Source organism: Rhodospirillum sp. A1_3_36 (assembly GCF_047263945.1).
Lineage (GTDB): Bacteria > Pseudomonadota > Alphaproteobacteria > Rhodospirillales > Rhodospirillaceae > Rhodospirillum.
Window position 1 is genome coordinate 491,637 of record NZ_JBLAVB010000004.1, and the last position, 24,736, is coordinate 516,372.

The 24,736-nt window shown below is 65.8% G+C and carries 12 protein-coding genes; 4 read left to right on the plus strand and 8 right to left on the minus strand.

From position 1 onward, the window contains the following. Positions 1-22 precede the first annotated feature (22 nt). The 6 genes from ACLIRY_RS12520 to ACLIRY_RS12545 form a co-directional block, all read right to left on the minus strand. Entirely contained in the window at positions 23-1,804 is a 1,782-nt protein-coding gene (locus ACLIRY_RS12520) for an ABC transporter ATP-binding protein (RefSeq protein WP_413205726.1), read from the minus strand. Next, positions 1,801-3,534: an ABC transporter ATP-binding protein gene (locus ACLIRY_RS12525; RefSeq protein WP_413205727.1), complete on the minus strand. Its 1,734-nt coding sequence runs from the start codon at positions 3,532-3,534 to the stop codon at positions 1,801-1,803. The genes ACLIRY_RS12520 and ACLIRY_RS12525 overlap by 4 nt, the downstream gene beginning before the upstream one ends. Beyond that, positions 3,531-4,580 (minus strand): Gfo/Idh/MocA family oxidoreductase, encoded by a 1,050-nt coding sequence (locus ACLIRY_RS12530; RefSeq protein ID WP_413205728.1) that lies wholly within the window; start codon positions 4,578-4,580, stop codon positions 3,531-3,533. Before ACLIRY_RS12530 ends, ACLIRY_RS12525 begins: the two co-directional genes overlap by 4 nt. Beyond that, positions 4,577-10,066, minus strand: a complete 5,490-nt coding sequence (locus ACLIRY_RS12535) for an amino acid adenylation domain-containing protein (protein ID WP_413205729.1) — start codon at positions 10,064-10,066, stop codon at positions 4,577-4,579. Before ACLIRY_RS12535 ends, ACLIRY_RS12530 begins: the two co-directional genes overlap by 4 nt. Beyond that, positions 10,063-14,430: an amino acid adenylation domain-containing protein gene (locus tag ACLIRY_RS12540; protein WP_413205730.1), complete on the minus strand. Its 4,368-nt coding sequence runs from the start codon at positions 14,428-14,430 to the stop codon at positions 10,063-10,065. The genes ACLIRY_RS12535 and ACLIRY_RS12540 overlap by 4 nt, the downstream gene beginning before the upstream one ends. 185 nt (positions 14,431-14,615) lie before the next feature. Next, the gene (locus ACLIRY_RS12545; protein WP_413205731.1) at positions 14,616-15,506 is read right to left on the minus strand and encodes a helix-turn-helix transcriptional regulator; all 891 of its coding nucleotides are present in this window, start codon (positions 15,504-15,506) and stop codon (positions 14,616-14,618) included. Between the two features lie 365 nt (positions 15,507-15,871). Between ACLIRY_RS12545 and ACLIRY_RS12550 the strand changes: the two genes are divergently transcribed. Genes ACLIRY_RS12550 through ACLIRY_RS12565 form a run of 4 tightly spaced genes read left to right on the plus strand, consistent with a single transcriptional unit; the run spans position 15,872 to position 20,116 of the window. Next, positions 15,872-17,506, plus strand: a complete 1,635-nt coding sequence (locus ACLIRY_RS12550; RefSeq protein ID WP_413205732.1) for a (2,3-dihydroxybenzoyl)adenylate synthase — start codon at positions 15,872-15,874, stop codon at positions 17,504-17,506. After that, entirely contained in the window at positions 17,503-18,339 is an 837-nt protein-coding gene (locus ACLIRY_RS12555) for a thioesterase II family protein (protein WP_413205733.1), read from the plus strand. Before ACLIRY_RS12550 ends, ACLIRY_RS12555 begins: the two co-directional genes overlap by 4 nt. Then, positions 18,336-18,641, plus strand: a complete 306-nt coding sequence (locus tag ACLIRY_RS12560) for an isochorismate lyase (protein WP_413205734.1) — start codon at positions 18,336-18,338, stop codon at positions 18,639-18,641. The genes ACLIRY_RS12555 and ACLIRY_RS12560 overlap by 4 nt, the downstream gene beginning before the upstream one ends. Further along, positions 18,638-20,116, plus strand: a complete 1,479-nt coding sequence (locus ACLIRY_RS12565) for an isochorismate synthase (protein WP_413205735.1) — start codon at positions 18,638-18,640, stop codon at positions 20,114-20,116. Before ACLIRY_RS12560 ends, ACLIRY_RS12565 begins: the two co-directional genes overlap by 4 nt. 226 nt (positions 20,117-20,342) lie before the next feature. On the opposite strand, the gene ACLIRY_RS12570 is transcribed toward ACLIRY_RS12565, so the two are convergent. Together ACLIRY_RS12570 and ACLIRY_RS12575 are read right to left on the minus strand one after the other, a co-directional pair. After that, positions 20,343-20,714, minus strand: coding sequence for a hypothetical protein (locus ACLIRY_RS12570; protein ID WP_413205736.1), 372 nt, complete (start codon positions 20,712-20,714; stop codon positions 20,343-20,345). Beyond that, positions 20,711-24,634, minus strand: a complete 3,924-nt coding sequence (locus ACLIRY_RS12575; RefSeq protein ID WP_413205737.1) for a CHAT domain-containing protein — start codon at positions 24,632-24,634, stop codon at positions 20,711-20,713. Before ACLIRY_RS12575 ends, ACLIRY_RS12570 begins: the two co-directional genes overlap by 4 nt. Positions 24,635-24,736: the final 102 nt, after the last annotated feature.

Sequence of the window (24,736 nt, forward strand, 5' to 3'; positions counted from 1 at the left end):
TAAACGCTATTGCGTCTCAATATCACATACTGTGCTGGGCCGCTTTCGATGGCGGAACTTCGTTTAACGATCCCGTGTCTTTTCGAGCTGTCCCACCGGTGCTGGGCTCCTCACAGCCAGCAAACCGAGCATACCAGGCATCCTGGCGGCACAAGGCCTCATGGCACCCCCGCAAACGGAGACATCCCCGCTCCAGAACCAGCACCTGATCGGCCCGCTCAGCCAAAGCCGGCGTATGGGTCACAGACACAACCGTCCGGGTGCCGCGCAATGCCGTCAAACTCTGGATCACCCGGCTTTCCGACAGGGCATCCAGACCGGCGGTCGGCTCATCAAGCAACACCAGGGGGGCAGGGGACAGGAAGGCGCGGGCAAGACAGAGACGCCGCCTTTGACCACCCGACAAAAAGGCCCCTGCGGGTCCGACGTCTGTTTCCCAGCCCTGTGGCAAAGCCTCAATATCCGCCAACAAACCAGCCGCCTCAGCGGCGCGGCGAAGGTCCTCTTCGTCGGCATTGATCTTGGCCATGCGCAGGTTCCAAGCGACGGTCCCGCGAAACAGGCCACCCTCCTGGAAGACAAAGGTGCGGCTGCTCGCCAACGTCCTCTCGTCGAGCCTCCGGACGTCGACTCCGCCCAGGGCCACCGCGCCTTGGTCAGGATCATGGAGACGGCCAAGCAAGGCCAGCAAGCTGCTTTTGCCCGCGCCGGTTGGCCCGACGATCACGGACAAGCTTCCCGGCTCCAGGGTCAAGGTGATGTCGGTGAGCAAGGCCCGGCCATCGTCCGCGTTCCATCCCAGGGCCTTGGCGCGCAAACCGGAATCCCGGGGCTGCTCTCCCTGCTCCGGACTCTCCAAAGGCGGCAAGGTCAAGATCTGGACCAGCGTATCAAGCGCCCGCGAGGCACCCCGCAGGGCCTGATCCAAATGGGTGAGCTGGGTCAAGGGTTCGATGAACCGCGCCAGCAAGACCAACAGGGCCACCAGACGGGCGCCATCAAACGTCTGCTGGGCCACGGCCCAGGTGCCTCCCAGCAGGCCCAGAAGGCAGATCGCCTGCACCGCCAGGGAGAAGGTCAAGCCAACCGGCAAGCCCCGCGCCAAAAGGCGGCTTGTGCTCTTCTGAAGCGCCTCCAGCCCCTGCCCCAGAGTCCGCTGCGCGGGACCGGAGCGGCCAGAGGCCCTCAACAGGGCCTGATGTTCCGCAAAGATCTGAATCTGCTCCGCAAAACCGCGTTCGGCGCGGCTGCGAGCGGTCTCTGCCTCCAGCGTGTGCTGCCCGGTCCAGCGCATCAATGCCGCCAGCACAAGGCCGGCCAAAACCAATCCGCCAGCGACACGTCCATCCAGGAAGAACAAGCCCAGAACCACGCATGCCGGTGTCGCCACGGCACTCACCAGAGGACCCAACAGGTGCGCCGGTATGGCCATGCTGTGCAGCACCGGCCCCCGCAGAAGTCCCTCGGGCGCGGCGATCTTGCGCAGGGCCGGAGGAGCGAGCCGGGGCAGATGCTGGACCAAATGGCGCACCAGGGCGAAGGCCAACCGTCCCCCGGCCAGATATCCGCGTCGCGAGGCCAGATACAGCACCAGGCCCTGCAGCAGGGTCGCCGAGAAAAGGACCATCACCCACGACCATGGCACTTCGCCTTCAGAGAACCAGGTTCCCAGCAAGGGCACCAGCAGCAGGCCACAGGCAGCGTCCAACACAGCCGCCCCACCCGCCCAGAGGGCGGCCTGTCGAAGCTCCCGGCGGCAATCGACCGGTAAGGACCGAAACCGCTCCATAGCCGTCCTCGTCATGCCGCCTCTCCCTCGTCCCGGTGTTGTTCCCGCCAGAGGTCGGCATAGAGCCCGCCCGACGACAGCAAGTGGGCATGGGTCCCCCGGTCCACGATTTGCCCCTGATCGAGCACAAGAATCTGGTCGGCTTCGCTCACCTCCGACAGGCGATGGGAGACGACCAGACGGGTCCGACCGGCCAAGCGGTCGCGCATGGCCCCATGAAGGGCCAGAGCCGTTTGCGGATCCGTCGCCGAGGTCGGTTCATCCAGCAGAAAAAGGCGCGCCGACGAAAGCAGGGCACGGGCCAGGGCGAGGCGCTGCAATTCTCCCCCTGACAGCTTCACGTCCTGGCCGGACAGACTGTCGTAGCCCAACGGCAGCGCCATGATGTCGTCGTCCAGGTGAGCGGCCCGCGCCGCGTGACGGATCTCGTCGAGACTGGCCTCGGGCCGCAGAAGCGCGATGTTCTCCCTCAGGGAAATGTCCAAGGCCACGGCCTGCTGCGTCAGCAGGACGATATGTCGGTGACGGACCGCCTCGGGCAGGTCCTTCAAGGCCACTCCCCCGACGACAATGGCACCGGATTGGGGATCCATATGCCGGGCGAGCAGATGCAGCAGCGTGCTTTTCCCCGAGCCAGACGGCCCCACCACCGCAGTGAGGCTCCCTTCGGCCAGCTCCAGATCGATGTCCTTGAGACCCTCCCTGTCCGGAAAGGAAAAACACAGACCCCGGACTTCAACGGAGCCATTGCTTGGACTCCGGGTTGATTGCCCCTCGGGCAGGGGCATGAGATCGAAAACGGCTTGCAACCGCTCCGCCGCAGCCCGCGCGGCCATCAGGGCGTCGGCGCCATGGCCCAGGGCCTGCACCGGCGCGGCCATCGCGCGCACCAAAAGAAGAAAAGCGCACATCGGTCCGACGGCCAGCGGCGCTCCAAACGCCGCCAGAGCCGTCGCCCCAAGCAGAACCCAGGCCGTGAGCCAGGGAGTTCCAAGCACAAGCTGAATCAAGGCCCCCACAGAGCCAACCCGCCTCACCCAGGCGGAAAAGGCAGTCTCGAACCCGTCGGCGGCGACCTCGACGCCGCCTTGCACACCGGCTCCGGGGTACTGCCGCGCCAAAGGCAGGTTATGCGCGAATTCTCCATAGTCTGCGGACAGCTGCTCGAGTGCGGCGTTGCGTCGGGCCACGTCCTCCCGATAGACCGCCGAGCGCATCAAGGCAAATCCCCCCGCAGCCAAAGCCAGGGGCAGCAGGCAGAAGACCAGCAGGACGGGCTGGAGCCAAGCCAGGCAGAACAGCGCGGCCAAAGGGACCACCAACAGATTGCTCAAATCGTTGGGCGCATGGGCGACGAGCTGATGCAAGGCCCGCACGTCCTGATCGGCCAGACGGGCAACACCGTCCTGGCCCTGATGGGAAAACCAATCCAACGGAACCCGCCCCAGATGGTCCAGTAGTCGTCGGCGCAGATCCCCACAAAGGTCGGCATCCACGCCGTGCGCCACATGGGCCGCGACGGCCTGACTGACCAGCCAGACGACCAGTGTCGCCGCCACCAGTCCCAGACCCCACCCCATTGGCCTCCACTCGGCCCCGGACCTGGCGTCCACCAAGGGGCCGGCCCACCAGGACAAAAACAGCCAGGGCAACAGCGACCCCAAGCCTGCCACGGCCTGTAATCCCATGGCCAAAGCCATGCGCCCCCGATAGGGCGTCAACACCTCCCATAACACCGGCGTCATGACACGGCCTCCAAGGCCTGCTCTAAAGACGCCGGGCTCAGGCTGGTGGGGGGTGTTTCGGGAAATCCGATCACCTCGCCAATCCGCTGCCACAACCCCGCCAATTCAAGGCACCGCTGATTGCGGCTCCGCAGCTCACCAACAGTGTCCAGCACCGCCAGAGCCTCCGCCGCCGCCCTGGGCCAAAGGCGGCAGTGGATGTCGCTCCATGTCATCGGCTCGTCATACCAGAATTGTGTGGACGGCAAGGAAGCCGCCACGGCGTCCCCCTCGCCAAACAGCGGGAACAGTCCATCCTCATTCTCGGTTGGAACCACCACCGCAGGCATCCACATCAGCGGACCATGGGGACCAAGCAGGCTCAATGTGCCGTGATCGGTGGTCAGATCGATCCGCGACAGCAGGGTCATGCGCCCATCGTCACCGGGAGCCAATTCGTTGAGGACCCTGAGACTGACCGGCGTTTCCGCCATCACCAGGGACAGATCGCGCATGGCCGACAGGTCACCCGCTTGCGGGTCCACCGACCAGGGGCCGACACCTTCGAGGACAGCAGCCAGGATATCCAGGGAGGCGAACCCCACTTGCACGCCACAGACCATGTCGACATGCCGGATACCCCGCCGACGCCGGAGCTCCCGCCCCAAGGTGATGAAGCGTTGGACGGCTGGCAGCGTCACATAAAACGTATTCAGCAGGCAGCGCCGCCCCAGCCGTGACGCTGCGCGCAACAGATCCTCCCACTCGCGCGGCAGCAACGGATGCTCGATGACCACATCCATCCCACGCTCCATCAAAGCCGTCGCCAGCTCAGGTCCCCGTTCGCCCCGGGCCGCGCCGCCAACGGCAACGCAGGCCAGACGCACCTCTTCCGGGATCTCCGCGACCTCGCGCCAGACCTCCACGCCCAGGTGGCGCGCCAGGGCTTGGGACCGACGACTGCCCCGGCCAAGGATCCCCTTCAGATCGAAACGGGGATCGGCGGCGATCCCGGCGGCGTAAAACTGGCCGAACCGGGATCCGGCGACCACAACGGACCGACTCATGCGGACATCTCCCTTCGCAGGTATTCGGCAAGGTCAGCCCCCAGGCATCCGAAATGCCCTCCGGGGATGTCCTGAACGTCACAGGCACCGACCACAGCCGAGCCCCAATAGCGTTCCAAAGCGGATCGATAGGCCGGCACCAAGGGATTGCCCTCGCGCGGAACGAACAGCCGCAGGGAGCCCACATAGGGGGCGCCCGTGGCGATCTGACTGGCGTCAACCGAATGTTTGAACAACCGATAGAGGGTCTCCCGCTCGAAACCCGGCGCATCCGCACCGCCGCTGGCCGCCCGAAGCACCCGCTCCCGCAAGGCGTCGACATCGGCCAATCCGGGGAAGTGGGCCAATGCTTCACCGGACAGGTGGTCCGGCCGCGCCTCCCCGGACAGCGGGTCCGGCTGCGCCTCCAGGGAAGCGGTCACCGCCCGCGCAAGCGCCCCGGTGTCGGGGAAGCCCAAGGCGGTGGTGTCCAGTCCCAACGTGGCGGCAAAACTGAAGAGGGGCAGACGCTCGTCCTCAATGCGATAGGGAATGCGGTAGCTGGAGACGATATTGAGGCCCCGCACCTCCACGCCGCGCTGGACCAGGGCTTTCGCCATCTCCAGGGCCACGAGCCCGCCGGAGCAATAGCCCAGCACCTCCACTGCCTCCAGGCCCTGGGCGCAGAGGACGTCGGCATAGCGGCGTCCCAGACAGGCATTGAGATGCCCGGGCGGAATCGCCAGATACGCAGCACTATCGTGCACCGCCATCCCCAACAGGGGGCGCGTTCCGCCCAAGGCGTCCAGCAAGGGCTGGTAGGGACGCAACATACCCAGACCCTCGTGAACCAGGACCAGGGGCAGGCCCTCCCCCTCCACCAGGGGCACCAGGGGGGTCCCGATCACATCGAGGCCCCGGATCGGCGCGTGGTCAACTGCTGCCCTCTCCCCGCTGGGTTTCCCGGCGTCGCTCCTCGTCGGCGCAGGCCGGGCCTCCGATCTCACCGGGTCCGTCCCCGCCTCCCTCAGGCATCCCGCCATACCCCGCGCAGTCGGGTGGCTCATCGCCCACCGCAAGAGGCGGTCAAAGGATTGGTCCCGCGCTTGGGGCAGACAGGTGCGCACCCGCGCGATCAACTGGGCAATCAGCAGGGAGTCGCCTCCGGCGGCAAAAAAGTCCTGGTCGAGACCCAATCCAGGGCTGTCGAGCACTTCCCGCCACAACGCCAACAGCGCCGTTTCCAGGCTGTCCGCCGGCTTGTCCGGGATCCCCTCTCGCGGTCCCTCCGACGGGGACTGGGAAGCCAATCGAGCCAAGGTCTTGCGGTCAACCTTGCCGTTGGCGGTCACCGGTAACCGATCGAGCACGGAGAGCCGCGCCGGTAGCATGTACCGGGGAACACGGTCCTCGGCGAAGGCCATCACCTCGGCTGGATCAAGGCGCAAGCGGTTGGTCTTCCAGCGCGCCAAGAGCACATCGTACCCCAGCAGATCGAGGGCGCTTCCGGGTTCCGCCAAGCCGATGGCCAGATCTCCGGGATCCCGGGCCAGCCAGGCCAGCCATTGGCGCGCGTGAATGAACAACTGGCGATCCTCTCCCCGGCAGTCGTCAGGCGTTTCCATCATCAGACTTTGACTGATGCTGATTTCGGTGTGCTCGCGCGTCAGCTCTTGGATAACCAGCCAGGACTCGGCGGCGGCCAGATCCCGCAATCCGTTGAGCATCTGCGGCGTGTTCCGCGCATTATTCAGGGCGCCGGAACTCACAAGAATGTCGACCGAATGGGGGGCAATATCCTGATCCAGCGGATCGCCATTCATGTCGAACCGGGCGAAACGGACCCAGGGATGGGGGGCGAACCGCTCCCGCGCGGCGGCGAGAAAATAGCTGGAGACATCGGTGAACAGATAATCGATGGACAGGCCCCGCTCCACCAGGGGCGCCAACCGGCTGATCACCGCCCGACTGGCCGCCGCCGTCCCGGCCCCCAGTTCCAGCAGCCGCCATCGTCGGTCTGGCTCGCGCTCGACGATGGCCACGACGGCCTCGGCCATGGCGTCATGCAGGGCGCGGGCATGCAGCCCGTCGCTATACATGGCCTCGGCGATATGGGCCGACCCTTGGGGAAACATCAGCGACGCAGGACTGATCTCTCCAGCCAATTGTTCGGCCAGGGATCCCGCGCATTCCCGCAGGTAGCGCACCAAGTCCGGCGGCCACAGGTGAGCGGGCGCGCTTTCAGCGAAATGCCGCCAAGCCGCCTCGGCATCCAGGTTGGCCCGATCAGCCCGTCCCCGCCATCCCCGCGCATCCGCCTCCAGGTATCCCCCCTCCTCCAGTTGCCGCAGCCAGTGCGCCACCAGCCGGTGGTGGGGCTCTGAAACCTTCAACCGGGAACAGAGGGTCGCGAAGTCCAGGGGCGCGTCAGACGTGAAAAGGCCACTTGTGGACAGCCAGCCCGCAAGGGAGGCGAGACAGGCGCCATCAAGGCTTGCGACAGCCTCGCCAACCTCGGCCAGATCGCCCCAGTCCTGTGCCAAGGCCCGGGCCGCCCTCTCGGCAACTGTGCGGAGCTCCTCCTGCGGGAGGTCTCCCCCCTCCTCCCCCGTCTTCGGAATCACGAAGCTGGCAAGGCTGCGTTGGTGCGTTTCCCCCAGCACGACGGTTGCGGCTTCCCTCACCTTGGGATGGGCGGACAGGGCGGCATCCAGTTCGGCCAATTCGATACGATGGCCGCGAATCTTCACTTGGTCGTCCTCGCGACCGAGGAATTCAATGGTGCCATCGGGGAAATACCGGCCGAGATCCCCGGTCCGATACAGGCGGCGCCCATCCCGATGGTGGATGAAGCGCTCTGCGGTGCGGTCCGGGTCATTGGCATAGCCCAGGGCCAAACCAACCCCGCCGATATGAATCTCACCGCGGACGCCGGGGGGACAGCGGCGCCCCAAGGTGTCGAGCACCTCCACACTCTGGCCACGCAAAGCCCGACCGTAGGGGATGCTCGGCAAAACGACGTGGTCGGCGAAGATGGGCTGTTCAATGGACCAGATCGCCGCCTCCGTAGCGCCTCCCAGGCTGAACAGGAGGCTGTCGGGCCAGCGCTTCCACCAGCGCGTCGGCAGACTGGGGGGGATCCAATCCCCGGACCAGAGCACACACCGGGGTCCAGAGGGCCCCTCCCCCGGTTCGCTGTCCAGATAGTCGATCACCATCTGGCCCTGGGCGGGTACCGAGTTCCAGAGGGTGATGCCATGGCACTGCATCAACTCCGCCCAATGGGACGGATCGCCGCCGCGCGCCGGATCGGGAAGGATCACCTGAGCGCCCGCAGCTGTGGCCCCGAACAGATCGTAGACGGACAGATCGAAGCTCAATTCGGCCAGCCCGAGCAGCCGGTCATCCGCTCCGACCCGGTAGCGCTCGTTGATATCGCGCAGGGTATTGCTCACCGCCCCATGACTGAGCATCACCCCCTTGGGTGTTCCCGTCGATCCCGAGGTGTAGATCACATAAGCCAAATCGTCCGGAGACACCGGTGCGGCGGGAGGGGGAGGCCACCCTGTGTCCGGCGTCAGGCCATCGATGGCCAACCGGGGTCCTTCGGCCTCGAAGGGATCCGCCTCCAGGCAGATCAGCGCAGAGACCTCCGCATTGGCAAGGATCGTCCGCCGCCGCGAGACCGGTTGCCGGATATCCAGGGGAACATAGGCCGCGCCCGCCTGAATCACCCCCAGGACAGCGACCAGTTGCCAAGCGCTTTTCGGCAGCATCACCGCCACCCGTTGCCCGGGTCCGACCCCTTTGCTCTCCAGCTCCCGCCGCACCGCCGTGGCCCATTGGGCGATCCGCCGGTAAGTATGAGCGCCGTCGCCATCGTGAAGAACCGGCGCGTCCGGCGTGAACAGGGCCCGCTCGGCGAACCCGGCGGCGATGCTCCGCGCTGTTCCCGGCAAGGGCTCCGGCGATGGCCCGGGCTCCTCGTTGAACAGGGTCTGGATATCCCGGTTCCACAGATCCGGGGTTTCGGACAATCGTCGCAAGAGATCGGTGAAATCCCCGAACATGGCCTCGGGCAACCCATCAGGAAACAGCCCTTCCCGAATGTCCCATCCGATCTCCAGGCCGCCGAACTGGTCGGTGACCTGGCAATCCAACCAGACCTGGGGCGTCTGACTGATCATGGATTGGGGCGCCATCGGGAGACCCATCAACGGCTCTCCCTCCCCATCCAGCAAGCGCTGGACGCTGCCGATGCCGCTGGTGAACACCACCGGCATCAAATCCGTACCCCGGCCGCGATGCCGTGACAGCGCGCGCATCACATCGACCGCGCTAAAGGCCGAATGGTCGAGGTCATCGAACATCTGCTCCCCGACCCGGCGCGCGCGGTCGGCGAAGCTTGTCCCCTCGCGGCCATCCACGGCCAGCAGACTGAGGCTGGTAAAATCCCCCAGAACCGAAGCCAATTGGGGATGCAAAGAAGGGCGGTTCAGAACGGTCAGGTTCAGGCAGAAGGCCGGATTTTGGCTCCATCGCCCCACCACCTCGGCGAAGGCCGCCAGAACTACGCCCGCCGGACTGAGGCCCAAGGCCCCGGACTGTTCCCGGAGAGACAGCCAGTTTGCGTCGTCAAGCTGCGCGTGCAGGTGTCGGAATCGAGTGGACCGGGTATCCGGCTGTCCGCAGAGGGGAAGATCGGGGCGTCCAGGCAGGGCGTCCAGGCGCTCCAGCCACCAGTCCCGGTCGGCTTGCCACGCCGGAGAGTCGTGCTTGGTCCGCTCGACCATCACGTAATCCCGGAAGGTCGCATCCAATGGCTCCGGAGCCCAGTCCGGATCCGCGTAGCGCCGTTGCCATTCCTGGAGCAGCAATTGCAGACTTGCATAGTCGATGATGGTGAAATCCACCGACATATGGAGAATGCACTCCTCCGGCCCCCGGCTTACCTCGGGCCGCAGGACCGGCCAGTGGTCCAGGGCCGGAGTCTCGTGGTCGAGGCGCCCCCGCACCTCCTTCAGATGGGTATCGAAAGCCGCCTGCCCCGCATTCCGAAGATCGTGAACCGTCAGCCCCTGCCAGGGCACCTCGGCCAAGACCCTTTGCCAGGCGTTGTCCTCGATCACCGCGCGCAGCATGGGATGGCGCCCCACCACGCCATTCCAGGCGACCTCGAGGCGGCGCGGATCAACGTCCTTCGGCCAGCGGTATTCGGCATAGAGGTGGCAGGCATTTCCGCCGTAGTCAAAGGCGGCATTCCGCCCGAGAACATAGGCGGCCTGGACCGGCGTCAGGGGAAACCGGTCATGGGCGGCAGTCGGGTCGGAGCGCCAAAGGCTCCCACCGGCCAGATGATCAAGCAGGGCATTCCGCTCGGTCCGCAGGCGCGCTTTCAATCCGTCATCCAGGGCCCCCTGGGGCGCCCGGTAGCGCAAATTTCCTTCCTCGCTCCACAGGTCGATCTTCCGATCCCGGCAGATTTCCAGCAGCTCGATCAAGCTCATAGCACCCCCTCCTCGACGGGGGTTTCATGGCAGTCGGCACTCTGATCCAGCCGGTCGCCAATCCGCCCAGCCAAGCCTTCCAACGTGGGCTGCCGATAGAAATCAGCCATCCCCAGACGGACCCCGAACCGATCCCGGAGGATCGACAGAAGGCGTGTCGCCAACAAGCTGTCCCCACCAAGCCGAAAAAAGCTGACGCTGCGCTCCCTCACCGGTCGTTTGAGAACCGCCTCCCAGCACTCGGCGAGGGCCATTTCCCGCTTGTTCCGGGGGCCTTCCGGCCCTGTCTCACAGTCATCCCGCAGTGCCGCCATCCGATCCATGCTTTCGGCGAGGCGTCGACGGTCAACCTTGCCATTGGCGTTCAGCGGCAAGCGCGGCAGACACCACAGGGAGTCCGGTCGCATCGCCTGGGGCAAACGCGCCGTCAGACCAGTACGCAGCCCTTCAACATCCAAAACCGGTCCCGTCGAATGGGCATCGATCAGCGCGAAGCGCTCACTCCGCCACAGACACCGAGCCTCCAGCCCGGCGGCGGCAAAATCCTCCATGAGGCCGGGAAGGTCGCGTAATCGGGGTGTGTCCTCGCCGAGCAAAGCGACGTTTACCAGCGACAGGGGGGAGCCCCGCATTACATCGACCAGCAGCAGACGTCCGTCCGGACGCAACAATGTCCGGGCCACGGCCAGCCCTTCGCCGCTGGTGGGGTAGCTGTGCAAGGATGCGAAACTGATGACCCGATCGAACTGCCCCCAGTCTGCCGATGGCAGGAGGCCACCATCCAGCACCTGCGTGCGAACGTCCCCTGGCAACCGGTCGGCGGCCAGGTCGAGAAGAGCCCGACTGCGGTCAAACAGGGTGAACGCCACGCCCGGACAAGCGCGCTCGGACAGCCCTTGCTCGAGCCAAAAGGCCGCACGCGCGTCCAGAACCGCAACCCGTATCGGCTCGTCTCCCTCCGGTGTCGGCAAGGCATCCAACAGACGGGCCAAGGCTGCCTGTCCATCCGGCAGGCGCGCGGCCATTGCCTGGGGGGCCAGCCAGGGGTCCAACAGGACCTCCGCGCGGTCCCGCTCTCCCGAAAGGACGCCCTCCAAGGCCCGACCCATGAACTCCAGAGTGGCATCCGACCAACCCAGGCGCTCCAGGGCCTGCGACAGATCCCCTGTCGATACGGCAGTTGCTCCCGCAAGCCAGTCCAGCCAACGCAGGTGCAGGCCCTCTTCCAGATCCAGGGGGGCGTCCAAGAGGCGCGCGAGGAGCCACCGGGTCACCACCACTTCGGCCTCATCAAGTCCGGCGAAGGGCGCCACTGCGGGCAGATCCCCCGCCGGTTGGCACCGCTCCGGCGCCCGGACGACAAGGGCCGCGCCCAATCCCGGGGACGCCTCCCCAAAGACCGCAGCGCAAGCCCCCTCGACCATCGGCTCTTGACACAGCGCGGTCTCGATCTCTCCCAGTTCGATCCGCTGGCCGCGGACCTTGACCTGCTGATCAATCCGTCCCAGAAATTCGATGGTTCCATCGCTCCAGAAACATCCCCGATCCCCCGTCCGGTACCACCGCCCCTGGCCATCGTGCACGAACCGTTGCGCCGTCAGGACCGGATCGTTGCGGTAGCCCCGCGCCAAGCTGACGCCGCCGATCCACAGTTCACCGACGACATGGTCGGGAACGTCCCGCCCCCTGTCATCGACAACCCGATAGGCCTGCCCCGGCAAGGGACGCCCATAGGGAATGGAGCGCCAATGCGGCGGCACCGCGTCGACCGTTTGCCAATTCGACCAGATGCCCGCTTCGGTCGCCCCACCAAGCACGTGCAAACGACATCCGGGAGCGCTTCTGGTCCGCAACCGCTCTGGCAGATCCAAAGCGACCCAATCTCCCGATAAAAGCACCCCCCGCAGACTCCGGTAATCGGCCTGGTCTGCGGGCAGGCTGAGCGCCATCTCCAACAAAGCCGGAGCCGAGTTCCAAAGGGTCACCCCCTGTCGCGCCACGCTGTCCGCCCAAGCCGCAGCATCCCGCGCCTGGTCCTGTCCGGGAACCACCAGGCTGGCACCCGCGCCAAGACCACCAAACAGATCAAAGACCGAGAGATCAAAGTCCAGGGCCGAGATCGCCAGCAGGCGGTCGTCCGGCGTGACCTCCAGCAGGTCGAGAACGGCATCAATGGTGTTCATCGCCGCCGCGTGGGAGACCTCCACGCCCTTCGGCAATCCGGTGGACCCCGAGGTATAGATCACATAAGCGCTCGCCTGAGGCGCCACCCGCAATGGGGCACCCAAGGGCGCCGTTGCCAGCAGGTCCCGGACTGACGATCGCGGTGGACCGGCCTGAGGATCTCCCTGGGGATCTCCCGTCTCAGCGATGGCCAGACGGATGCCCGCAGAGGTTTCGATCAATTGGCGCCGCAGGGGAGGATGATCGATATCCAGCGGCACATAACAGGCCCCCGCAGAGAGCACACCGAAAACGGCGGCGATCTGATGCGGACCCCGAGGCAGACTGATCTCCACCGCATCACCGACCCCAATCCCGAGGCCGCGCAACCCCGCCGCAATCCGCAAGGCCCAATCGGCCAGCTCCCCGAAGCTCAGACGCCCTTCGCTGTGCCACAGGGCCGTGGCCGAGGGATCACGTTCGGCCCGTTCGAAGAAATCATGGTGCAGACAACGCGCCCGCCCCACCGCAGGCAGGGCATTTCTCTGGGACCGCCGGGCCCCTTGATGCCAAGGCAAGGGCACCGTCAGAGACGAGGTCCAATCCCCGTCACAGAGCCTTTGAAGCAGGCTGATATAGGCGCTGAACATGTCGTCCAGCATGGCCTCTGAAAACAGCTCCTGAACGCTGTCCCAGGCCAAAAGAATCCCCCCCTCCACACGATAGATCTGATGGTCGAGCCAGACCTGGGGCGTCTGCGACAGCATGTCGTGCAGCTCCCCGAACACGGAGCGGAAGGTGTCGGGGATGAAGCCCCCCTCATTCAAATTGCTGGAGAAGACCACCGGAGCGGAGCGGGGGTGTCCCTGCCGTCGGGCTTCACGCAACACCTCGAGGGCCGGAAAAGCCGCGTGATCAATGGCGCCATGCAAAGCGCGCTGAAAGGCTTTGACCGCCTCGTCGAAGCCGGAATTCAGGTCCATCCGGCAGTCCAGCAACAGCAGCGTGGTAAAATCCGCGATCACTTCGGCGATACGCGGATCTGCATCATGCCGGTCGAACAGGGGCACATTGAGCAAGAACTCGGGCGTTTCGCTCCAACGCGCCAGGATGGTGGCGAAGGCGCAGCCAAAGACACTGGACAAGGTGACGCCATGGGCGGACGCCAACACGTCCAGGCGGCGACTCTCGTCACCGGTCAGGACGAAGGACCGCCGCCGCCAGCGCGGCTCGCGAATCCGGTCCGGCGCCACCGCCAGCGGCAGACGCGGCGCGTCGGGAAGCGCGGACAGGCGCTCCAACCAATAGCCACGCGCCCGGTCCCGGGCTGCGGCGCGCTGCCCCTCCCGTCGGGCCAGATAGTCGGCGAAGTGGAAAGACGGCGCCTCCACCATGCCCTCCGGAGCCCTGTAGGCCGCGCCCAGCTCCCCCAGAAGCAGGCGCAGGCTTTCCACGTCTGCGGCTAGCAGATCGAGACTAAGCCAGACCCGGTCCTCACCCCCAGGCATCCGTGCCACACCGACAATAAAGACCTGTCCGTCATCTACAGCGAGGCATTCATGGGATCTGTATCGCCAAAGGTCGTCCCAAGCCCTCTCCGCATCGGTCGCATCGAGGGACCGCCAATCTTGATGGTCAAAACAGGGAACCTCGGCGCGCTCCAGCACCTGTTGACGACCGTCGAAGAACCGCGTGCGCAGCATGGGATGGCGCTTCCGCACCCGTTCTGCGGCGGCCCCAAGCCGAATGGGGTCCATGTTCCGGCATCGGAATTCCAGAAAGGCGTGACAGGCAACATTGCCCAGCACCTCGCCAGCGCTTCGCCCCAGCCAATAGGCCTGCTGCACGGACGACAACTCAAAGGGGGCGTTGCGCTCATGCGCAAGAGAGCCGTCGGCAACGGCGACTGCGAGACTCGACCCCTCCCCCACTGCGGCATCACGGCGCGGCACATGCGGTATCAGATCCAACCAGGCGCCGAGGCTCGCGCGCCCGGACAGGTCGGCGAATGCCACGACCACCCCCTGTGCCCGCAGACGTTCCTGCAAATACATCAAACGGATCGAATCCAGGCCATATCCCAACAGGTCATCGTCGTCCGACAAGGAGGCGACTTCATCCAATGGCTCACCAAGCAAATCGGCGAGGTGCCCCACCAACCAGGACCGTACCGAGGCACGAGAATCTAGAGACTGGTCCATGCAAACTCCCTGATATAAAGATCGAGCGTTCGCGCAGGGTAATTGGAAATGATAATCACTATCAATTGAAATGCCCGGATCGGGCTTTCGGTCGCCGGAGCATTTCTTTCGGTGAAAAACACCCGGCCCCCGCGCCCGCAGGACCGCATCCCGGCCCTGCCTCGGACGTGCAAAAAAGGGAGTGCTCAGCGTATATCCCGGGGCGAAACACCATAGCGTTTCCGAAACGCGGTGGCGAAATGGGCCGGGCTATATCCCACCAAATGGGCGACGGTGGACACACTGGCTTCCTCGTTGCACAGCATGCGATGGGCTTCGCGCAGACGGTATTCCTGAAGGTAGCAAAAGACACTGGCTCCAAAGACCTTCCGGAATCCAGCGGTGAGCTTGCGCCGGTTCATTCCGACGCTCAACGCCAGTTGGTCCAGGGTTGGAGGATCCTGCAAAGCGTTCACGAGGAGGCCCCGCGCGGCATGAATGCGGTCCACCTCCGCACTGGTGATGCTCTCCTCTTTCCGCGATGCGTTTTCCCCGGACAGGATCTGAACACTCAGCGCCGCCAGTTCCAGAGCCTTTCCCCCAAGGTAGAAATCCCGGATCGGACCTTCCATCTGGCAGGTGGCAATCTGCGAAGCCAGCGCCTGTACCGCCTTTGTTGCCGGACAACTGATGAAGCGAGGATCCCCTCCCGGCTGGGGACGCAAGGCGTCCGGCAACCAACCGAGGCGGTCATCCCGGTCGTCGTCGGACAGGTGCAGCATGGTATAGCGAAGCGGGCGGGACGGGTCATAGGCCTGCGCGGTGGTAAACTCTCCCGCATTGGCGATGGTGCACAGCATAGGCCCTTCGATCAGGCACTCCGGCTGCCCCGGAACCCGGCAGCGCAGCCCCCCGCTCTGCACCAAAATGAGCCGCACCCCCCGGTCCAGGGGCTCCTCGTACCACGCCTCACTTTCAGAATAATAGGTCCCCGCCATCAGTTTCATCTGAGGGTCAACACATGACACGTCCATCTGCGCCTCCGGCTTTCTCACCGAGACCTCAGTTTTGGACGGTGTGATGATGGTAATGCTCATGGGTCATTCCTAAGCTCTGAGCGCCACCGCTTCGGCGACAGTCTCCATGGATACACGGGATCAGCCCCTCCTTAGAGCATGTCGCGTGAAATGTGAGTCACGCGACATGCTCTAAGTTTCTGATATTGAAGCAAATCGTCACGCCTACGGCGTGCGTTCCGCCCGTTGCAATCTGTTCCAGATTGCTCGGGATTTGCTCTAAGTCCGCGACAAACGGACCTGTCCGTCTAGCAAAAGAAAATGCCCGCCAATCCAACACCGTGAACCTGGACAATCTCCAATGCCTCAAATGATAATAATTCTCGTTTGCACGATTGCAACAAAGAATATGCACCGCAGCATGGCAACAGCCAGGAGAACAGCCGATGACCCGATCCTCTCCATCCGAGTGGCACGCGCCGGAGTGGCCTGCCCCCTTTGCCGAACGCTATATCGCGCGGGGGTATTGGGGCAGGCAAAGCTTTGCGGAGGCATTCCTGGAGACGGCCCGTCACCACGCCGACCGCGTTGCCCTCAACGCCGATGACAGCGCAGTTCGGTATGGGGAGCTGCTGTCCCGCAGCCAACGGTTGGCGGCTGGATTGCGCCAAGCCGGACTGGCAGAGGGGGACAACGTGGTGCTGCACTTGCCCAACGGAGTCGCCTTCATCGAAACCTGCTTGGCCCTGTTTCAGTTGGGCGTCCGCCCCGTTTTCGCCCTCCCCGCGCACCGCCGTCACGAGATCGAGGGACTGTGCCGCGCGTCAGAGGCCAAAGCCTATATCGGCGCGGACAAGGTGGACGCCTTCGATCCCCGGCCCATGGCTCACCACTTGATAGAGAGCGGCCTATGCGACATGGCCCTCATCCATGGCGAGGCCGAGGCCCCCTTGCGCGATATCCGCCCCTTGTACCAATCGCCCCCCCTGTCGGAAATCGTGCCTGACGCCGCAGACATCGCCTGCTTTCAGCTGTCCGGCGGGACCACCGGAACGCCCAAATTGATCCCTCGGCGACACCGGGAATACCTTTATAATGTTAGAGCCAGCATCGAGGTCTGCGGCTTTGACGCGCAGACCGTCTACCTGACCGCCCTCCCCATCGCCCACAACTTCACTTTGTGCTGCCCTGGGGTAATCGGCACGCTCTTGGCCGGTGGCCGCGTCGTCATCAGCCAACGCGCCGATCCCGAACATTGCTTTCCGTTGATCGCGCGGGAAAGGGTCACGCACACCGCCCTGGTGCCTCCCTTGGCCATGCTTTGGCTCGACGCCCAATCCCAGCGTCAGGCGGACCTTTCCAGTCTCCGCCTCCTGCAAGTCGGCGGCTCGAAACTGGGCAGCAATGCCGCCCGGCGCGTCGCCCCAGTGCTGGGATGCGCCTTGCAACAGGTGTTGGGAATGGCCGAGGGATTGGTCTGTTACACCCGCCTGGACGATCCCCTTGACCGCATCCTGCATACCCAGGGGCGTCCCCTGTCACCGGACGATGAAATCCGGATCACGGATCGGGAGGGGCGCCCGGTCGCCGACGGAGAGGTCGGCGAACTCCAGGTGCGTGGCCCCTATACGATCCGCGGGTATTACCGCATGCCCGAACACAACGCGACGGCCTTCACCGCAGAGGGGTTCTATCGAACCGGCGATCTCGTCAAACGCGACGCCAATGGCTATTTGACGGTGGAAGGTAGGGACAAGGATCAAATCAACCGCGGGGGAGAAAAAGTCGCTGCGGAGGAGGTCGAAAACCTTTTGATCGCCCACCCCCTGGTCCATGACGCCGCCGTGGTGGCCATGCCCGACGACAGGCTCGGCGAGCGTGTCTGCGCCTTCGTCGTCCCCCGGCAACCGGCCCCCTCGGCGCTGAAACTCAAGCGCTATTTGCTGGACCACGGGTTGGCTCAATTCAAGGTTCCCGACCGCATCGAACTGGTGGACGCCTTTCCCCAAACCGGCATTGGAAAAATCAGCAAAAAGGACCTTCGCCAGCACCTCCGGCAAAGCCTGGAGGTCCACGCGTGACACCCCGTGCCGACCAGTGGACCAGGGCCTATCGCCTGACCCCCAAGCCCCGTTTGCGCTTGGTGTGCTTCGCCCATGCCGGTGGGAGCGCCAGCTTCTTCCGCTCCTGGCTCGACGCCCTCCCCGCAGAGGTCGACCTGTTGGCGGTCCGCTACCCGGGTCGCGAGGATCGCTTCAACGAAGGGTGCCTCACCGACATGGCGTCCCTTGCGGAGGGCGCCAGCCGCGCTGTGCGGGACCTGTCCGACGCGCCCCTTGCCCTGTTCGGTCACAGTCTCGGCGCGGCGCTGGCCTATGAAACGGCCCTGCGGTTGGAGCGAAGCGGCATTCCCCTTGCGCAGCTCTTCGTTTCCGCCCATCCCGCGCCACACCTGCAACGGGGCGGAACCCTGCACCTTGGAGACGATGACGCGCTGCTGCGGGACATCCGCCGACAGGGTGGCCCGGGCAATGGGCTGTTGGACGACAGCGAGATGAGGGCCATGTTCCTGCCCATTGCACGCGCCGATTATCAGGTGATCGAGACCTATCGACCACGGGAAACCATCCCCTTGCGCTGCCCCATCGGTCTGCTCCTGGGCGAAACAGACACCGAAGTCTCTGAACCCGAGGCACAGGGGTGGAGACGCGCCAGCCACATGCCCCTTTCCATTCAACGATTCCCCGGAGGCCATTTCTATCTGGTTGAGCAGCGCGCCCGGCTTATCGAATCCCTGCTCACGTCCTGTCAGACAGACGCCGGACCGGGGTCTCCCACCCAGACGCCTTCGCTCGGGTCGGCCCCTGCGGTCGTCTCGCCACCCCTGTTCCCATTCCAGGATTTCACAGGATGAAAAAACCCGAAGACTGTCTCGACCTGCTCGACATCCGTGAAGGCATCGACCAGATCGATCACGACATCATCGCCGCCCTGGGCCGACGCATGGCCTATGTCAAAGCGGCCTCGCGCTTCAAACCGGATCAGGCCAGCATTCCCGCCCCGGACCGGGTCGCCGCGATGTTGCCGGAACGGGCGCGATGGGCCCAGGAAAACGGCCTCTCCCCTCACTTCATCGAAGATCTCTTTTCACGCCTGATCCAATGGTACATCGCCGAACAGGTTGCATATTGGAAACGGGAAAGGGCCGCCTCATGAATCAGATCTCTCCCTTTCACCTGCCGTTTCTGTCTTTGCGAAAAACATTTGAACGCGCCATCGAACGGGCCCGGAAACAGGACCGGGTCATCCTGGCCAGCGCCTCCTTCGCCATTGATCCCCTGGATCCCTTGCGCCTTCTGGAGGGGTGGGACGACGGCGAAACGCCCTTCTTTTATTGGGAGGGCCGGGATCCCGACCTCACCTTCCTCGCCTGGGGATGCACCCTGGACCTCAAGGCCTGGGGAGAGCAGCGATTTACCCAGATCGGGGACAGATGGCGGGCGCTGTGTGAGGACGCCGTGGTCGAGGGCCCCCGCTCCCCTTTCCTCTGCGGGGGGTTCCGCTTTGATCCGAGTGGCCCCCGTGACGGGCATTGGCAAACCTTTGACGATGCCAGCATGATGGTGGCCAATGTGACGGTCCTCCGCCAAGGGGAGGATCACCAGATCCTCTGTCAACATCTGGTCTCCGACGCGGATGACCCGATCGCCCTGGCCGCGCACTACACGGCAACCCTCCTCCGCCTGCATCGGCTGCCCCGATCCCTGCCCCAGGCCCTGCCCCAGACCCTGCCCCAAGGCCCGACACCGCCTCCCATATCCGAACAGAGGGCGCCCGGCGAGACTGTGCCCCTCCTCCAAGACAGGGAAGACGCGGACCGCCTGGGTTGGGAGGAAAAGGTCGAAGACGCGGTCCGGCATATCCGCGCTGGACACTTCGAGAAGGTGGTCCTGGCCCGCGCCCAAGTCCAGGCCACGGGGGAGGTCGCCCCCTGGCACGTCATCGGGCATTTGCGTCAACACCAGGGCGATACCCATCTGTTTGCCTGTCGTCGCGGACATTTCTGCTTCCTCGGGTCCACGCCAGAGCGCCTGGCCAGTCTCGGGAACGGCCATTTAAGAACCCATGCGCTGGCGGGCACCATCGCCCGTGGGACAAGTCCTGCGGAAGACACCCAACTGGGTCAGGCCTTGCTCGACAGCTCCAAGGACAGGCATGAACATTCCCTGGTCGTGGACGCTGTCCGAACGGCATTGCGCCCCCTGTGCAGGGATCTGGAGATCCCGGGGGAACCGGTTTTGAAGCGCCTTCCCCGGGTACAGCATTTGAATACGACGGTGCGGGGGCGGCCGCTCGATGGCGTCGGTCTTATGGACCTTCTTCAAGCCTTGCATCCCACACCCGCAGTGGGCGGGCATCCACGCGTCGAGGCCATGGAGTACATTCGCCAACACGAGAACCTGGACCGCGGCTGGTATGCGGCACCCGTGGGGTGGCTCGACGGCGCGGGCGACGGCGACTTCCTTGTCGCCCTGCGGTCCGCCTTGGTCGGTAAAGGAGAAGGGCGCTTGTTTGCCGGTTGCGGATTGGTTGGGGAGTCACACCCCGCTCACGAATACCGTGAGACCCGCATGAAGGTCCGAACCATGGACATGGCATTGCGCACCCTCGGCGCGACGGCGCCCGTTTAGATTATATACGTATACTCTGTCTCCTGGAAAAACCGGAAAACGCGGGGCTTTGCCCCGCTCCCCCCCTCTTTGGCGAGACCGGGGCCTAAGGCCCCGGACCCCCATTTGGGATCAAAGGGTCCGTGACCCTTTGCGGGTCTGGGCAGAGCCCAGAAACGGCGAAGCACTGTTTCCCGATGTTCGAGGAAACGGTGTATAGAATATCCCGTGAACCGGGAAAACGGGCTCATGGCGGCCTGTCCTCCAACCGATCGAGGATGCGGTCCAGATCGGCGGTGAAAAGGTCCAGGGGCGGCTCCCCTCCGGAGACGAGGGTCAGGTGATCCTCGGGCCCGGCGGTTTCCCTCAGGCGGGTCAGCAGTCGACCGAGCCGCTCGGCCAGTTTGGCGCGGGCGGCGAGGTCCAGGGTGGCGACGACGGCCCCCGGGATGGCGAGCACCAGGGCGGCGATGGCGATGGGGTCTCCGCGCCGGATCCCCGCGCTTGCGGGACGGGGCAAGCGCTCCGGCGGGGTACCCAACACCTCTTCCAGGACCGCCACGACATCGGCGGCGAGGCGTTCGGCCTGGGGGCCGGAAATATGCAGCCTGGCGGTCATGACGCCCCCCTTCCCAGTTCCTCCCGCAGGGCGCGAACATCGGCGACGCCTTGGGTATCCCCGATCTTGGCGAAAGCCGCCTCCGCCCCGTCGAACACACCCGCCGCCTCCTCGGTCGCGCCCACTGCGGCCAAAACCTGGCCGAATACCGCCCCGACGGCGCCAATGGCATCCACGCGCCCGAGTTTCAGGAACAGGGTGAAGCTCTCCCCCAGTTCCTCCAGGATTGTCTGGGCGGTCTCTTCCGTCAGCCCGTCCCCCTTGAGGCGGATCATCACGCAGGAATACCGGATATGGGCCAGGCTGTCGGCATCGTTCAGATGCTGGGCAACGGGCAGACGATCTTCCAGATGGATCCGAAGGGCCTCCTCCGTCTCTCCCCGCGTCGTCAGGATCTCCGCGATCTTCCCCAGCGTCGCAACGCGCGACCGCAGGTCTCCCAGACGGTCAAAGACGGGAAGAATTTCCGTCCTCCAAAGGCGAAGGGCCTCCTCCGTCTCTCCCCGCATCGTCAGGATGTCCGCGATATACCCCATCGTCACAGCGCGCGACCGCACCTCTCCCAGACGCTCGTAGACGGGAAGTTGCTCCTCCCGATAGATCCGAAGGGCCTCCTCCGTCTCTCCCCGCGTCGTCAGGATGTCCGCGATCTTCCCCATCGTCACAGCGCGCGACCGCAGGTCTCCCAGACGCTCGTAGACGGGAAGTTGCTCCTCCCGACGGATCCGAAGCGCCTCCTCCGTCTCTCCCCGCCTCGTCAGGATGTCCGCGATATCCCCCATCGTCACAGCGCGCGACCGCACATCTCCCAGACGCTCGTAGACGGGAAGTTCCTCCTCCCGACGGATCCGAAGCGCCTCCTCCGTCTCTCCCCGCATCGTCAGGATGTCCGCGATCTTCCCCATCGTCACAGCGCGCTCCCGCAGGTCTCCCAGACGCTCGTAGACGGGAAGTTCCTCCTCCCGACGGATCCGAAGCGCCTCCTCCGTCTCTCCCCGCCTCGTCAGGATGTCCGCGATCCGACCCATCGTCACAGCGCGCGACCGCAGGTCTCCCAGACGGTCAAAGATGGGAAGAATCTCTATCCTCCAAAGGCGAAGCGCCTCCTCCGTCTCTCCCCGCCTCGTCAGGATGTCCGCGATCGTCCCCATCGTCACAGCGCGCGACAACTCGTCTCCCAGCACGTCGAACCGCTCCAGTGCCGCCCGCAGGAGCGCTTCCGCCGCCGCCGGGTCGCCCCCCTGGAGCAACCGGGACGCCCGATCGAACAGCACCGCCGCGTCGGTGCGTGGATCCCCGCCCGCCAGGGAGGCCGCCCGGGCCAGGAGCGCGTCCTGCCCGGCCCCATCGCCAAGCCGCCCGGCACAGGCCGCGCCGGTCCGCAACAGGGACAGGGCGGGAGGGCTGTCCAGGCGCTCCAGCAGCGCCAACGCCTCCTGGACCAGGCCCCAGGCCGCCTCGGCCATGTGGGCCCGGTGGTACAGATAGGCACTGCCCGCGCCCGCCGCCGCGTTGACGATCTCCGGCGGGCCACCGGCGAGCAGCGCCAGGCGGGCCAGTTCGACGGCGCGGGGATGGGCGGGGAGATCGCCCTCCCCATCGGACCAAGCCGAATAGAGCGGCCCCACCACCGCCTTCGCCAGATGCACCCGGTCCTCCGGCGACAGCGCCTCGGCCAGGGGCCGCGCCAGGGGATTGACGCCCGTGTCCATGCCCCCCTGTACACCCCCATGGCGATCCAGCAGCCCCAGGCCCAGGAGCCGGGAGAGCGCGCGCCCCGCCTCGCCGACGCTGGCCGCCCGGCCCGCGGCCTCCAGGACCGCCTCCGGCACCGGCAGGGAAAACAGCGTCGCCGCCTGGAACAGGCGGGCCTCCGTCGGGGTCACCCTCTCCCGGAAGGCGCGCAGGGACACCCGCCGGAAAAACTCCTGAGCGGCGCTTTCCTCCTCCGGCACCTCCCCGCTCTCCAGGTAGCCTTCCACCGCCCGCACCGCTCCCTCGGCCGCGGCCAGGGCCGTCGCCCGGTCGGCGATCTCCAGAAGGGGGCGGGTCAGGATTTCCTGCAGGCCCGGATTGCCCCCGGCGGCCGCCCGGATCCGCCCTTCCAGCCGGTCCAGCTCCGGGTCATCGCCGGGGGCCCGTTCCCGTCCGCTCAGGCGGGCCGCCGTGCGCATCTGCTTGGTCCGTTGGGCCTCGTCCATGGGCGGCAGCGCCACCACCGCCAGACAGGCGGCGAGGTCATGGCCCCGCGCATCGCTCAGGGCGAAAACATAGCGGCTGGTGATCAGCAGGCGCGATTTCGTGGCGCCCCCGGCATCCCGGAAGGCGCCGACAATGGACGCCATCACCGCCGCGTCCTCCGGTGTTTTAAAGGGTGTCGCCGCCTCCCCCCGCCGGGGCTCGGCCAGACACCGCTCCAGATCGTCGACGATCAGCAGAAGGGGCCGGGTCCCGCCGTGGCCCGAGAAGGCCCCCTTCACCATCTCCTGAAGCACCCGCTTCAGGGCGGAGGGATCGTCGAGGATCGCCTTCTCGTGCGCCTCCAGGGCGGCCTGTTGCACCCCCTCGGGCAGGGCGTCGACCAGCCCCAGGAACACCGAATGGGCATCGTAGCGGTCGAACACCACCACGACGTCGTGGCCGTCCAGCCGGTTGGCGATGCGTTCGGCCAAACTGGACTTGCCCAGGTTTCCCATACCCTGGAGAAGCACCCCAGCCGCTCCCCCGGCCCAGGCCCGCAGCGCCGCCTGGATCGACCGCCGGCGGCCTACGAACCGCTCGGGCGGGGCCACGGGGACCCGCTCGCCCAGTTTGTCCAGATAGACCCGATCCCGCCGGGGCCGGAAGGGGCGGGTCGGACAGGAAGGATCACAGAGGGCCCCGCCGCCGCCCGGCCCCAGCCAGACCCGCGCCAGATGCCAGTGGCCCCCCCGCTCGGGGTTGGCCCGGTGGTCGGCCAGGACAGCCCGCCGGGCCGTCGCCGCGGCATGGACCACGCTCCGCCCCCCCGCCAGTTCCCCATAGAACTCTGCGGCAAAGCGGATCGCCGTATCGTCCTGGACCGACCCGTCCCAGCCCAGGACATTGGGCACCCCGGACTGGACCATCGCCTGGACGAGGGAGCCCGCGTCGCCATCGGCCTGTTCCGCCGTCCGGCAGGCCGACAGGAAAACCAGCCCCGGCAGGTGCCCCTGATCCCCCAGCGCCTCGCACAGCCGATCGGCGTCCACCCGGTCGAGCCCGCCCTCGGGGGTCTCCAGGGCCAGGAAGGGTCCCCGCTTGTCCAGGTCGCCATGCCCGGTCAGGTGCAGCACGTCCCAGCGGGAGGATTGCTTCAAGCGCAGCCGCAAGCCGTCGAGACTGCCGCTCTCCTCGACCGCAAGATGGGCGCCCAGGCCATGGGTGGCGTCGAGGAAGGCGATTTCCTCCCGTTCGTGGTCGAGGACATGTTGTCCCTCCACCTCGGCGGCCATGAACAGGGCGGCGATATCGCCGTGAACCGGCGCCTCGGCCTCGGTCGTCCCGCCGAGACGGCGGGCAACGAGGAAGGGACGCCGCGCGTCCTCCGCCAGCAACAGTCCATCGGGGGCCAGCACCTCCCAGGGCACATCCAGCAGGGCCCGTGCGCCCCCGTCCGGTCGACCCGAGGCGCGGATCTCCAGAGCGATGGGCCCGACGCTGCGCTGGATGCAGCGGTCCAGCCAGAGGTCGCCCCCGTTCAGAAAATCGGCGATCTCCCGGCCAAGGGACGACAGGGTATCGGGCTGGCGCGTCCGCACCGCCGCCTCATAGGCCCGGGCCCAGGCGTCAAGGCGGGCGACACCCTCCGGACCGAGGGGCTTGCGAACCGTCCCCCCTCCCGGCGCGGCGTCCGTACAGACGAGGTCGCCGCCGCTTAGCCCGATACGCAAATCCGCCATGCCCAGTCCCCCAACAGAGATACCCCAGGCCTGCCCGGGCTATCATTATGGAGCTATCCTAAAGGGGTTTTCCGATCGGGAACAGCCGAAAGGAGGAAGACC